Here is a 13,532-nt window from a genome sequence, read left to right on the forward strand (position 1 = left end):
TATATCGGAGTTAAGTAAATGAAAAAAGGCTGGATATTTTTATTCGGTTTGGTTTGCGCAACCGTTGGCAGCGCGCAGGCGGAGCAGGTGGGCTCCGTTGATACCGTGTTTAAATTGTTGGGGCCGGACCACAAAATCGTGGTGGAAGCGTTCGACGATCCGGATGTTAAAAATGTAACTTGTTATATCAGCCGCGCCAAAACCGGCGGCATCAAAGGCGGCCTGGGGCTGGCGGAAGACACCGCCGACGCGGCCATTTCCTGCCAGCAGGTGGGGCCTATCGAGCTGAGCGACAAGATCAAAAACGGCAAGTCGGAAGGTGAGGTGGTATTCCAGAAACGCACCTCGCTGGTGTTCAAGAAGCTGCAGGTGGTGCGCTTCTACGACGCCAAGCGCAATTCGCTGATTTACCTGAGCTACTCCGACAAGGTGATCGACGGTTCGCCGAAGAACGCGCTGAGCGCGGTGCCGATCATGCCGTGGGCCGAGACGAAATAAAAAAACGGGGTTCAGCATGCTGAACCCCGTTTTCATGACGGCAGGCCGGAATTACTCTTCCAGATCGCCGCAGAAGCGGTAGCCTTCGCCGTGAATGGTGGCGATGATTTCCGGCGTGTCCGGCGTCGATTCGAAGTGTTTGCGAATGCGACGGATGGTGACGTCCACGGTGCGGTCATGCGGCTTCAGCTCGCGGCCGGTCATTTTCTTCAGCAGTTCGCCGCGGGACTGGATCTTGCCCGGGTTTTCGCAGAAGTGCAGCATGGCGCGGAATTCGCTGCGCGGCAGCTTGTACTGTTCGCCGGCCGGGCTGATCAGCGAGCGGCTGTTGATGTCCAGCTCCCAACCGTTGAACTTGTAGCTCTCGACCAGGCGGCGCTCTTCGCCGAGGCTGCCCAGGTTCATGGTGCGCGACAGCAGGTTGCGCGCGCGGATGGTCAGCTCACGCGGGTTGAACGGCTTGGTGATGTAATCGTCGGCGCCGATTTCCAGGCCGAGGATTTTGTCCACTTCGTTATCGCGACCGGTCAGGAACATCAAGGCGACGCTGGCCTGTTCACGCAGTTCGCGCGCCAACAGCAGGCCGTTTTTGCCTGGCAGGTTGATGTCCATGATGACCAGATTGATATCATTTTCAGACAGGATATTGTGCATCTCTGCACCATCATTGGCTTCATGAACAATGTAGCCTTCCGCCTCGAAAATGCTCTTCAGGGTGTTACGAGTGACTAACTCGTCTTCGACAATCAGAATGTGCGGGGTCTGCATATTTGCTACCTAAAATTGCCAACAAAATAGAAAATAGGAAGTACAGAAGTCTTTGTTTTCTTAGAGGAGGGCAGAGATAGCGCCACGTTCCCTCTCAGCAAATGACTAAAGTACGTAAACTCGTTCTTGATGCACTTTCCATCTCATGTCAACAAGATCGCTAGCCTGGTGGGGATGCTGTTCCCTACAACCCCTGGGGTGCCAAATTGGCGCATATCCTAACCCCATTAACAGCAATATAACAGCGCGTGCCGAATTCATCACCCAACAAAACTACGCTTTGTTGACATATATCAAATTCAATTGTAGCACGTTAACAGATTTGTGAAAAACACTTACAGAAATGCCAGTTTAAGTCACAGAACCTCAAATTCTGTGAACGATTCAGCATTATCCGGCCCGATAGGATACAATTATTCGCTTATTGATCATCGCCTTGTTTTAACTTATTGATAAATAAATGCAGTAAAACATAAGCACGAATAATGACTATTACGACGGGTTTATTAGCTCAACGAGCCGTTTAATCTTGTTTGTTGCTATTAACGCGTTTATTGTTACGCAATTGTAAATATAAGCGGGCGCTGCGCCATCGTCAAAAGCGCAGGCCTGCCTTCGGTGGAAGAGTGATGCAGCTTCATATTGTTTTAGTGGCTCCGGCGCGGCCGGAAAATGTCGGCGCGGCGGCGCGCGCGATGAAAACCATGGGCTTCACGTCGTTGCGCATCGTCGACAGCGAGGCGCACCTGCAGCCGGCGGCGCGCTGGGTGGCGCACGGAGCCGGCGAGATCCTCGACGGCGTGCAAACGTTCGCCACGCTGGAACTGGCGCTGGCGGACGTGGATTTCACCGTCGCCACCACCGCCCGCAGCCGCGCGCGTTTTCACTATTACTGCACGCCGCCCGAGCTGCTGGAACAGCTGAGCGAGCGCAAGCAGTGGGTCGGCCAGGCCGCGCTGGTGTTCGGCCGCGAAGATTCCGGCCTGACCAACGAAGAGCTGGCGCTGGCGGATTTGCTGACCGGCGTGCCGATGCAGGCGGACTATCCGTCGCTTAACCTGGGCCAGGCGGTGATGGTTTACTGCTACCAGCTGGCGAGCCTGATGGGCGTCAGCACGCCGCAGGAAACGGCGGCGTCGGAAGGGCAGCTCAAGGCGCTGCGCCACCGCGCCGATGCCTTGTTGAACGCATTGGATGTCGGCGATGATCAAAAATTGCGCGACTGGCTGCACCAGCGGCTCGGCGCGCTGCAACAGCGCGATACGGCGATGTTGCATACGCTGCTGCACGACATCGAAAAAAAACTCGCCAAGTGATAGCGGCTCCATCAGACGGTTACCCAGCGTGATCCACTGGTAAATCGGCTTTAAGTTGTTTTTTTGTTCTGTCGTTTTGCTTTTCACCTGTTGCATCGCGCATTACCGCCGCTGAACGGAAAATAAGCAAAAAAAAGAAATCGTTTGACTTGGGATAGCGATTGCTTTAACCAATAGAGGGGACAGAGTATTTCATGAGACAGACAGACAACATGCGCAACATCAGCCTGAAAACCACAATTATTACCACCACCGATACCACAGGTAACGGGGCGGGCTGACGCGCACAGGAAACACAGAAAAAAGCCCGCACCTAATCAGTGCGGGCTTTTTTTTCGGCTTAAATTCGGAGAGATCACACATGCGAGTGCTGAAATTTGGCGGAACCTCGGTGGCGAATGCAGAACGTTTTCTGCGCGTTGCCGACATCATGGAGAGTAATGCGTGTCAGGGACAGGTAGCCACGGTCTTGTCCGCCCCTGCAAAGATCACCAACCATCTGGTGGCGATGATCGACAAAACGGTGGCGGGCCAGGACATTCTGCCGAATATCAGCGACGCCGAGCGGATCTTTGCCGATCTGCTGAGCGGCCTGGCGCAGGCGCTGCCGGGCTTTGAATACGATCGCTTGAAAGGCGTGGTCGATCAGGAGTTCGCGCAGCTCAAACAGGTGCTGCACGGCGTTTCGCTGCTGGGGCAGTGCCCGGATAGCGTAAACGCGGCGATCATCTGCCGCGGCGAAAAGCTCTCCATCGCCATCATGGAAGGGGTGTTCCGCGCCAAAGGCTACCCGGTCACGGTGATCAATCCGGTGGAGAAACTGCTGGCGCAGGGCCACTACCTGGAGTCCACCGTGGACATCGCCGAGTCCACGCTGCGCATCGCCGCGGCGGCGATCCCGGCTGACCACATCGTGCTGATGGCCGGTTTCACCGCCGGTAACGACAAGGGTGAACTGGTGGTGCTGGGCCGCAACGGCTCCGACTATTCCGCCGCGGTGCTGGCCGCCTGCCTGCGCGCCGACTGTTGCGAAATCTGGACCGACGTCGACGGCGTGTATACCTGCGATCCGCGCACCGTACCGGACGCCAGGCTGCTGAAATCGATGTCGTACCAGGAGGCGATGGAGCTCTCCTACTTCGGCGCCAAAGTGCTGCACCCTCGTACCATCACGCCGATTGCCCAATTCCAAATCCCTTGCCTGATTAAAAACACCTCCAACCCGCAGGCCCCCGGCACGCTGATCGGCAAAGACAGCACCGATGACGCGATGCCGGTGAAAGGCATCACCAACCTGAACAACATGGCGATGATCAACGTTTCCGGCCCGGGCATGAAAGGCATGGTCGGCATGGCCGCGCGGGTGTTCGCCGTGATGTCGCGCGCCGGCATTTCGGTGGTGCTGATCACCCAATCCTCTTCCGAATACAGCATCAGCTTCTGTGTGCCGCAGGGCGAACTGCTGCGCGCGCGCCGCGCGCTGGAGGAGGAGTTCTATCTGGAGTTGAAAGACGGCGTGCTGGATCCGCTGGACGTGATGGAACGCCTGGCGATCATCTCGGTAGTCGGCGACGGCATGCGCACCCTGCGCGGCATCTCCGCGCGCTTCTTCTCCGCGCTGGCGCGTGCCAACATCAATATCGTCGCCATCGCCCAGGGCTCTTCCGAGCGTTCAATCTCGGTGGTGGTCAGCAATGAATCCGCCACCACCGGCGTGCGCGTCAGTCACCAGATGCTGTTCAACACCGATCAGGTTATCGAAGTGTTCGTCATCGGCGTCGGCGGCGTCGGCGGAGCGCTGATCGAACAGATTTACCGCCAGCAGCCGTGGCTGAAGCAAAAGCATATCGACCTGCGGGTGTGCGGCATCGCCAACTCGCGCGTGATGCTGACCAACGTACACGGCATCGCGCTGGACAGCTGGCGCGACGAGCTGGCCGGCGCGCAGGAGCCGTTCAATCTCGGCCGCCTGATCCGGCTGGTGAAGGAGTATCACCTGCTGAACCCGGTGATCGTCGACTGCACTTCCAGCCAGGCGGTGGCCGATCAGTATGTGGACTTCCTGGCGGACGGTTTCCACGTGGTGACGCCGAACAAAAAGGCCAACACCTCGTCGATGAACTATTATCAGCAACTGCGCGCGGCGGCCGCCGGTTCGCACCGCAAGTTCCTCTACGACACCAACGTCGGCGCCGGTTTGCCGGTGATTGAGAACCTGCAAAACCTGCTGAACGCCGGCGATGAGCTAGTGCGCTTCTCCGGCATCCTGTCCGGCTCGCTGTCCTTTATCTTCGGCAAGCTGGATGAAGGGCTGTCGCTGTCGGCGGCGACCCTGCAGGCCCGGGCCAACGGCTACACCGAGCCGGATCCGCGCGACGATCTGTCCGGTATGGACGTGGCGCGCAAGCTGCTGATCCTGGCGCGCGAGGCCGGTTACAAGCTGGAGCTGAGCGATATCGAGGTCGAGTCGGTGCTGCCGCCGTCCTTCGACGCGTCGGGCGACGTGGATCAGTTCCTGGCGCGCCTGCCGGAGCTGGATAAAGAGTTCGCGCGCAACGTGGCCAACGCCGCCGAGCAAGGCAAGGTGCTGCGCTATGTCGGCCTGATCGACGAAGGCCGCTGCAAGGTGCGCATCGAGGCGGTGGACGGCAACGATCCGTTGTATAAAGTGAAGAATGGTGAGAACGCGCTGGCCTTCTACAGCCGCTACTATCAGCCGCTGCCGCTGGTGCTGCGCGGCTACGGCGCCGGTAACGATGTGACCGCAGCGGGCGTGTTCGCCGATCTGCTGCGCACACTGTCATGGAAGTTGGGAGTTTAATATGGTTAAGGTGTATGCACCGGCCTCGATCGGTAACGTCAGCGTCGGTTTCGATGTGCTGGGCGCGGCGGTTTCGCCGATCGACGGCACGCTGCTGGGCGACTGCGTCAGCGTAGAAGCCGCCGAGACGTTCAGTTTGCAGAATGCCGGGCGCTTCGTCAGCAAGCTGCCGGCCGAGCCGAAAGAGAACATCGTTTATCAATGCTGGGAGCGCTTCTGCCAGGAGATCGGCCGCGAAGTGCCGGTGGCGATGCGGTTGGAAAAGAACATGCCGATCGGATCGGGGCTGGGCTCCAGCGCCTGTTCGGTGGTGGCCGGGCTGATGGCGATGAACGAATTCTGCGATCGGCCGCTGGATGAGACGACGCTGCTCGGCCTGATGGGCGAGCTGGAAGGCCGCATTTCCGGCAGCGTGCATTACGACAACGTGGCGCCTTGCTACCTTGGCGGCCTGCAGCTGATGCTGGAAGAAGAAGGCATCATCAGCCAGGAGGTGCCGTGCTTCGACGATTGGCTGTGGGTCATGGCCTATCCGGGCATCAAGGTCTCCACCGCCGAAGCGCGCGCCATTTTACCCGCGCAATACCGTCGCCAGGATTGCATCAGCCACGGTCGCTATCTGGCCGGCTTTATCCATGCCTGCCACACCCGTCAGCCGCAGCTGGCCGCCAAATTGATGCAGGACGTGATAGCCGAACCGTACCGCACCCGGCTGCTGCCGGGCTTCGCGGAAGCGCGCAAGGCGGCGCAGGAGATCGGCGCGCTGGCCTGCGGCATCTCCGGTTCCGGCCCGACGCTGTTCGCCGTCTGCAACGACGGCGCCACCGCGCAGCGCATGGCCGCCTGGCTGCAACAACACTATCTGCAAAACGACGAAGGTTTTGTTCATATTTGCCGTCTGGATACCGCAGGCGCTCGACTACTGGGATAACGCATGAAACTGTACAACCTTAAGGATCACAACGAGCAGGTCAGCTTCGCGCAGGCGATCAAACAAGGCCTGGGCAAGCAGCAGGGGCTGTTCTTCCCGCTGGAGCTGCCGGAGTTCGAACTGACCGAGATAGACCAGCTGCTGGAGCAGGACTTTGTCACCCGCAGCAGCCGCATTCTGTCGGCCTTTATCGGCGAAGAGGTACCGGAAGCGGCGCTGAAGAAACGCGTGCAGGCCGCTTTTGAGTTCCCGGCGCCGGTGGCGAAAGTGACCGAAGACGTCTCCTGCCTGGAGCTGTTCCACGGCCCGACGCTGGCGTTCAAAGACTTCGGCGGCCGCTTTATGGCGCAGATGCTGGCGGAAGTGGCCGGCGATCAGCCGGTGACCATTTTGACCGCCACCTCCGGCGACACCGGCGCTGCCGTGGCGCACGCCTTCTACGGCCTGAAAAACGTCCGGGTGGTGATCCTCTATCCGCAGGGCAAAATCAGTCCGCTGCAGGAGAAGCTGTTCTGTACTCTGGGCGGCAACATTCACACCGTAGCGATCGACGGCGACTTCGATGCTTGCCAGGCGCTGGTGAAGCAGGCGTTCGACGATCGGGAATTGAAGGACGCGCTGCACCTGAACTCGGCCAACTCGATCAACATCAGCCGCTTGCTGGCGCAGATCTGCTACTACTTCGAAGCGGTGGCGCAGCTGCCGCAGGAAGCGCGCAATCAGCTGGTGATTTCGGTGCCGAGCGGCAACTTCGGCGATCTGACCGCCGGGCTGCTGGCCAAGTCGCTGGGCCTGCCGGTGAAGCGCTTTATTGCCGCCACCAACGCCAACGACACCGTGCCGCGCTTCCTGACCAGTGGCCAGTGGCAGCCGCACGCCACGGTCGCGACGCTGTCCAACGCCATGGACGTCAGCCAGCCGAACAACTGGCCGCGCGTGGAAGAGCTGTTCCGTCGTAAGGTCTGGCAGCTGAAAGAGCTGGGCCACGCGGCGGTCAGCGATGAGACCACCAAGGAAACGATGCGTGAACTGGCCGAGCTGGGTTATATCTCCGAACCGCACGCGGCCATTGCCTATCGCGCGCTGCGCGATCGGCTGCAGGAAGGGGAGTTCGGCCTGTTCCTCGGCACCGCGCATCCGGCCAAGTTTAAAGAGAGCGTGGAAGCGATCCTCGGCCAGGAGCTGCCGTTGCCGAAAGCGCTGGCGCTGCGGGCCGATCTGCCGCTGCTGTCGCACACGCTGCCGGCCGGCTTTGCCGAGCTGCGCAAGTTCCTGATGGCGCTGCCGGCCTGAGGTTCGGCAGGCTAGAATGCGAAAAGCCGTCTTGCGACGGCTTTTTTTATGCCTGCTCCGGGCGTTTGAACACCAGTTCATTGCCCTGCGAGGCGGCTTCGTCGAAGGCGTAGCCTTCCAGGTTGAAGTCCACCAGCTGCTCGCTGCGCGTCAGGCGGTTCTTGATGATAAAGCGGCTCATCAACCCGCGCGCTTTCTTGGCGTAGAAGCTGATGACCTTGTACTTGCCGTTCTTCTCGTCGAGGAACACCGGTTTGATCAGCGCGCCGTGCAGTTTGGCCGGCTTCACCGCCTTGAAATACTCGTCGGACGCCAGGTTGACCACCACGTCGTCGCCCTGCTGCTCCAGCGCTTCGTTGAGTTTTTGGGTGATTTTATCGCCCCAGAAGCTGTACAGGTCTTTGCCTTTCGGGTTTTCAAGCCTGATGCCCATCTCCAGCCGGTACGGCATCATCAGATCGAGCGGGCGCAGCACGCCATACAGGCCGGACAGCATGCGCAGATGCTGCTGGGCGAAGTCGAAATCGGCTTCGCTGAAATCCTGCGCCTGCAGGCCGGTGTAAACGTCGCCCTTGAACGCCAGCAGCGCCTGACGGGCGTTGTCCGGGGTAAATTTCGGCTGCCACTCGCTAAAGCGCGCGGCGTTCAGCCCGGCCAGCTTGTCGCTGATGCTCATCAGGCTGGCGATTTGCGCCGGCGTCAGCTCGCGGCAAATTTTGATCAGCTGTTTCGACTTGTCCAGCATTTCGGGCTGCGTGAAGCGTTCTGTTGCCAGCGGGCTGTCGTAATCGAGAGTTTTTGCAGGGGAAATAATAACGAGCATGGCCAGATCCTGTTTATCCAAGTGCGGATACTGTAGCAAAAAGCGCGGGAAAAAGGGGCAATCGGTCCAATAGGCAGGGGCGCGCATCGCACGCGCCCCGGAAAACTCAGCGCGGCGGCTTTTGGTCGTCCCACACGCCCGGCTCCAGCTGCGACTTCAGCTCCGGATAACGGTTGGCGTCAAAGGTCGGCAGCTTGCCCAGACGGCGTTGGCGATGGTAGTCGTCGGCCAGCTTAAGCGCCACCCGCGACAGCAACAGGATGGCCGTCAGGTTGGTGATGGCCATCAGCGCCATGGAGGTATCCGCCATTTTCCACACCAGCGGCAGCTCCGCCAGCGCGCCGAACATCACCATGCCCAACGCCACGCAGCGGAAAATCAGCAGGCCGCCCGGATGGTTGTGCTCGAGGAACACCAGGTTGCTCTCGGCATAGGCATAGTTGGCGATGATCGAGGTGAAGGCGAAGAAGAAAATGGCGATGGCGACGAACGGCGCCCCCCAGCTGCCGACGGCGGTCGACAGCGCGCGCTGGGTCAGATCGATGCCGCTGATGCTGTCGGTCGGCTGATCGAGAATGCCGGAGGAGAGGATGATCGCCGCGGTGGCGCTGCAGATGACGATGGTATCGATAAACACCCCGAGCATTTGCACATAGCCCTGTGAGGCCGGATGCGGCGGATAAGGTGAAGCGGACGCCGCCGCGTTGGGCGCCGAGCCCATGCCGGCTTCGTTGGAGAACAGGCCGCGCTGCACGCCCTGGGTCATCGCCTGGGAGATGCCGTAACCGACGGCGCCGGCCGCGGCTTCCTGCAGGCCGAAGGCGCTTTTGAAGATCAGCGTCAGGATCGCCGGCATGTGTTCGATGTTATGGCCAATCACCCAGAGGGCCAGCAACAGGTAGGCGCCGGCCATCAGCGGCACCACCAGCTCGGCCACTTTGGCGATGGAGCGGATGCCGCCGAAGATCACCACGCCGCTCAGCAGCACCAGGCCGATGCCGACGTGCAGCGGCTGCAAATGGAAGGCGACGGCGGAGGCCTGCGCGATGGAGTTGGCTTGCACGGCGTTGAACACCAGGCCGAACGCGATGATCAGGAAGATCGAGAACAGCACGCCCATCCAGCGCATGCCGAGGCCCTTTTCCATGTAGTAGGCCGGGCCGCCGCGGTAGTTGCCGTTATCGTCTTTGGTTTTGTAGAGCTGCGCCAGCGAGCTTTCCACAAAGGAGGTGGCCATGCCGATAAACGCCACCACCCACATCCAGAAGATGGCGCCGGGGCCGCCGGCGGTCAGGGCGATGGCGACGCCGGTCAGGTTGCCGGTGCCGACGCGCGCCGCCAGCGTGGTGCACAGCGCCTGGAAAGAGGAGATGCCGGCGCTGTCGCTTTTATTGCTGTTTTTCAACACCGAGAACATGTGGCTGAAGTGGCGGAGCTGGATAAAGCGGGTGCGCAACGTGAAGTAGATGCCGGTGCCGAGCAGCAGATAAATCAGCACCGACCCCCACAAAATGTTGTTTATAAAATTCATCAGGTCCGTCAAGGGATCCCTCCTTTTATCGAAATTTAATGCGCACCTTGCAGCATCCACCGCAGGTGAAAAACATTGGCCTATTTTTTACAAGAGCTTAGCTGGAATCTGTCCGGCGTCAGTCGATTAAGATTTTTCGCAGATTAGCGGACGAATTGCATCAATTTTTTCGAATTTAACATAATTTATTCGGACAATAGCACGTTATTGCCTTTCCATACGCTCGGTAATGGCGAAAGATATCGGCGTAAACGGTTGCTCGCCCAAGGATAAAACAGATGCCTGCGCGCCGCGGTTTTCCAGCCTTGCACCGGGCTTGGCGCATGTTATTATCAGGGCAGGGCATGGTTGAACAATGCCAAAAGTTCATGCACAAACGATGAGATAATGCCAACATGACCGACAAATTAACTTCCCTGCGCCAGCTGACCACGGTGGTTGCAGATACGGGTGATATCGCGGCAATGAAGCTGTATCAACCGCAGGACGCCACAACCAACCCTTCGCTGATCCTCAATGCAGCCCAAATTCCTGAATACCGTAAACTGATTGACGAAGCCATCGCCTGGGCGCGCGGCCAGAGCAGCGATCGCGAGCAGCAGATCGCCGACGCCGCCGACAAGCTGGCGGTCAACATCGGTCTGGAAATCCTCAAACTGGTTCCGGGCCGCATCTCCACCGAAGTGGATGCACGTCTGTCTTACGACACCGATGCCAGCGTGGCCAAGGCCAAGCGCCTGATCAAGCTGTACAACGAAGCCGGCATTAGCAACGATCGCATTCTGATCAAACTGGCCTCGACCTGGCAGGGTATCCGCGCGGCGGAGCAGCTGGAGAAAGAAGGCATCAACTGTAACCTGACGCTGCTGTTCTCCTTCGCTCAGGCTCGCGCCTGTGCCGAAGCCGGCGTTTACCTGATCTCGCCGTTCGTCGGCCGTATCCTCGACTGGTACAAAGCCAACGGCGACAAGAAAGAGTTCGCCCCGCATGAAGATCCGGGCGTGATCTCCGTGACCGAGATTTACCAGTACTACAAACAGCACGGTTACAACACCGTGGTGATGGGCGCCAGCTTCCGTAACGTCGGCGAAATCATCGAACTGGCCGGCTGCGACCGTCTGACCATCGCCCCTGCGCTGCTGAAAGAGCTGGCGGAGAGCGAAGGCGCGCTGGAGCGCAAACTGTCTTACACCGGTGAAGTGAAGGCGCGTCCTGCCGCACTGACCGAACCTGAGTTCTACTGGCAGCACAACCAGGATCCGATGGCGGTTGAGAAACTGACCGACGGCATCCGCAAGTTCGCCGTAGACCAGGGCAAACTGGAAAAAATGATCGCCGACCTGCTGTAATTCCGGCAGATCCCGCAGTAAAAAGGTGGCTCAGGCCACCTTTTTTTATGCCCGACGCACCCGCCGGCGGGGGAAGCCCTTATACTCTCGGCAATGACAACAGAACGGGGACGAACCCGTTCGGACCCCATCAGGCTGTAGAGGTTACGCATGGATATTTTACGTATTGGTTTGGTTTCCGTTTCCGACCGCGCTTCCGGCGGCGTTTATCAGGATAAAGGCATTCCGGCGCTGGAGGAATGGCTGAGCGGCGCGCTGGCGACGCCGTTCAAGCTGGAAACCCGGCTGATCCCCGATGAGCAGACGCAAATTGAACAGACGCTGTGCGAGCTGGTGGACGAAATGGGTTGCCATCTGGTGCTGACCACCGGCGGCACCGGGCCGGCGCGACGCGACGTCACCCCCGACGCCACGCTGGCGATCGCCGATCGCGTGATGCCTGGCTTCGGCGAGCAAATGCGTCAGATCAGCCTACACTATGTGCCAACGGCAATTCTTTCTCGCCAGGTGGGGGCGATCCGCAAGCAGGCGCTGATCATCAACCTGCCCGGCCAGCCGAAGTCGATCAAGGAAACGCTGGAAGGGGTAAAAGATGAGCAGGGCAATGCGGTGGTGCACGGCATCTTCGCCAGCGTGCCTTATTGCATTCAACTGCTCGACGGGCCTTACGTCGAAACGCACGCCGCGGTGGTAGCAGCATTTCGGCCAAAGAGCGCGCGTCGCGAGATAAACCTCTAAATTTCAGCGTTCTGCGAGATCGGCTTCAGCCCGTCTGGTGTGAAAATAATTTGCCGCTATAGTAATGATTCTTTTACAGAAAGCCTGCGGCTTTTATTTTTACAGCCTTTACCGACGGTGCCCTATGCCTCACGACAATAATCGCCGGCTGAACCGGCAAGACTACAAAACGCTGACGTTGGCCGCGTTGGGCGGCGCGCTGGAGTTTTACGACTTCATCATCTTCGTGTTCTTCGCCGCCGTGGTCGGCGATCTGTTCTTCCCGGCGGACATGCCGGAATGGCTGCGGCTGGTGCAAACCTTCGGCATCTTCGCCGCCGGCTATCTGGCCCGTCCGCTGGGCGGTATCGTGATGGCGCACTTTGGCGATCTGGTCGGCCGCAAAAAGATGTTTACCCTGAGCATTCTGCTGATGGCGTTGCCGACGCTGGCGATGGGCCTGCTGCCGACCTACGCCAGCATCGGCATCGCTGCGCCGCTGCTGCTGTTGTTGATGCGCGTGCTGCAGGGGGCGGCGATCGGCGGTGAGGTGCCGGGCGCCTGGGTCTTCGTCGCCGAACACGTGCCGCGTCGGCGTATCGGCTTCGCCTGCGGCACGCTGACCGCTGGGCTGACGGTGGGCATCCTGCTGGGCTCGGTGGTGGCGACGGTGATCAACACCACGCTCAGCCCGCAGAGCATTGCCGGCGGCGGCTGGCGCATTCCTTTCCTGTTGGGCGGTATGTTCGGCCTGGTGGCGATGTACCTGCGCCGCTGGCTGCAGGAAACGCCGATCTTCATCGAGATGCAGGCGCGTAAAGCGCTGGCCGAAGAGCTGCCGCTGAAGTCGGTGGTGCTCAACCACAAACGGGAGGTGGCGGTATCGATGCTGCTGACCTGGCTGCTCTCCGCCGGCATCGTGGTGGTGATCCTGATGACCCCGACCTATCTGCAAAAGCAGTTCGGCATCGCGCCGGCCTTGACGCTGCAGGCCAACAGCATCGCCACCATCATGCTGATCGCCGGCTGCATCGTCGCTGGTTTGTCGGCCGATCGCTTCGGCGCCAGCAAAACGCTGGTGGTCGGCAGCGTGCTGCTGGCCGGCTGCAGCTGGCTGTTCTATCAAACGGTGGGCGTGCGCCCGGAAATGCTGTTCGCCTGCTATGCCCTGGTGGGGTTCAGCGTAGGCGTGGTGGGGGCCGTGCCGTACGTGATGGTGCGGGCTTTCCCGGCGGAAGTGCGGTTTACCGGTATCTCGTTCTCATATAACGTCTCGTACGCTATTTTTGGCGGTTTAACCCCTATTTTTGTGACGCTGATCATGAAATTAACCCCGTTAGCACCCGCTTACTACGTGCTGGCGCTGTCGCTCATCGGGCTGTTGCTCGGTGTCTACCTGCATCGCGACCTGAACAGCGAAGCCGGGGAGCGGCAAGCCGATTCCTACAGCTAAAAAAAAGCCCTGCAATGCAGGGCTTTTTCGTC

12 protein-coding genes and 1 other annotated feature are annotated in these 13,532 nt (G+C 59.6%); of the genes, 9 read left to right on the forward strand and 3 right to left on the reverse strand.

Annotated features, from left to right (window positions below; translation table 11 throughout):
• The first annotated feature begins 18 nt into the window (after window positions 1-18).
• Window positions 19-498, forward strand: a complete 480-nt coding sequence (creA, locus tag ACK3CV_RS03740) for a protein CreA (RefSeq protein ID WP_033637043.1) — start codon at window positions 19-21, stop codon at window positions 496-498.
• 51 nt (window positions 499-549) lie between these two features.
• Here creA and arcA read toward each other — a convergent pair whose 3' ends face one another.
• Window positions 550-1,266, reverse strand: a complete 717-nt coding sequence (arcA, locus tag ACK3CV_RS03745; protein WP_004933003.1) for a two-component system response regulator ArcA — start codon at window positions 1,264-1,266, stop codon at window positions 550-552.
• Window positions 1,267-1,895: 629 nt separating this feature from the next.
• Between arcA and ACK3CV_RS03750 the strand changes: the two genes are divergently transcribed.
• The 5 genes from ACK3CV_RS03750 (at window position 1,896) to thrC (ending at window position 7,627) form a co-directional block, all read left to right on the forward strand.
• Window positions 1,896-2,582, forward strand: a complete 687-nt coding sequence (locus tag ACK3CV_RS03750) for a tRNA/rRNA methyltransferase (protein ID WP_049234033.1) — start codon at window positions 1,896-1,898, stop codon at window positions 2,580-2,582.
• A 212-nt stretch (window positions 2,583-2,794) separates the two neighbouring features.
• On the forward strand, window positions 2,795-2,863 hold the full coding sequence (thrL, locus tag ACK3CV_RS03755; RefSeq protein ID WP_086581142.1) for a thr operon leader peptide: 69 nt from the start codon (window positions 2,795-2,797) through the stop codon (window positions 2,861-2,863).
• Window positions 2,802-2,919, forward strand: a sequence feature (Thr leader region). (Overlaps the previous gene by 62 nt.)
• A 24-nt stretch (window positions 2,920-2,943) precedes the next feature.
• On the forward strand, window positions 2,944-5,403 hold the full coding sequence (gene thrA / locus ACK3CV_RS03760) for a bifunctional aspartate kinase/homoserine dehydrogenase I (protein ID WP_049234034.1): 2,460 nt from the start codon (window positions 2,944-2,946) through the stop codon (window positions 5,401-5,403).
• Window position 5,404: 1 nt separating this feature from the next.
• Complete coding sequence (gene thrB, locus ACK3CV_RS03765) at window positions 5,405-6,334, forward strand: homoserine kinase (protein WP_049213070.1); 930 nt, start codon at window positions 5,405-5,407, stop codon at window positions 6,332-6,334.
• Window positions 6,335-6,337: 3 nt separating this feature from the next.
• Entirely contained in the window at window positions 6,338-7,627 is a 1,290-nt protein-coding gene (gene thrC, locus ACK3CV_RS03770; protein WP_033649143.1) for a threonine synthase, read from the forward strand.
• 46 nt (window positions 7,628-7,673) lie between these two features.
• Here the strand turns inward: thrC and yaaA are convergent, their stop codons facing one another.
• Window positions 7,674-8,450, reverse strand: coding sequence for a peroxide stress protein YaaA (gene yaaA / locus ACK3CV_RS03775; protein ID WP_033638662.1), 777 nt, complete (start codon window positions 8,448-8,450; stop codon window positions 7,674-7,676).
• A gap of 106 nt (window positions 8,451-8,556) precedes the next feature.
• Window positions 8,557-9,993, reverse strand: coding sequence for an alanine/glycine:cation symporter family protein (locus ACK3CV_RS03780; RefSeq protein ID WP_033637048.1), 1,437 nt, complete (start codon window positions 9,991-9,993; stop codon window positions 8,557-8,559).
• 383 nt (window positions 9,994-10,376) lie between these two features.
• On the opposite strand from ACK3CV_RS03780, the gene tal reads away from it, so the two are divergent.
• The 3 genes from tal (at window position 10,377) to ACK3CV_RS03795 (ending at window position 13,500) form a co-directional block, all read left to right on the forward strand.
• Window positions 10,377-11,330 carry a transaldolase gene (gene tal, locus ACK3CV_RS03785; protein WP_033637049.1) on the forward strand — a complete coding sequence of 318 codons (954 nt, stop codon included), beginning with the start codon at window positions 10,377-10,379 and terminating at the stop codon, window positions 11,328-11,330.
• A 150-nt stretch (window positions 11,331-11,480) separates the two neighbouring features.
• The gene (gene mog, locus ACK3CV_RS03790) at window positions 11,481-12,068 is read left to right on the forward strand and encodes a molybdopterin adenylyltransferase (RefSeq protein WP_004932980.1); all 588 of its coding nucleotides are present in this window, start codon (window positions 11,481-11,483) and stop codon (window positions 12,066-12,068) included.
• A 124-nt stretch (window positions 12,069-12,192) separates the two neighbouring features.
• A complete protein-coding gene (locus tag ACK3CV_RS03795) occupies window positions 12,193-13,500 on the forward strand; it encodes an MFS transporter (RefSeq protein ID WP_033637050.1) in 1,308 nt (435 codons plus the stop codon).
• Window positions 13,501-13,532: the final 32 nt, after the last annotated feature.

Source organism: Serratia sp. TSO36 (assembly GCF_057808395.1).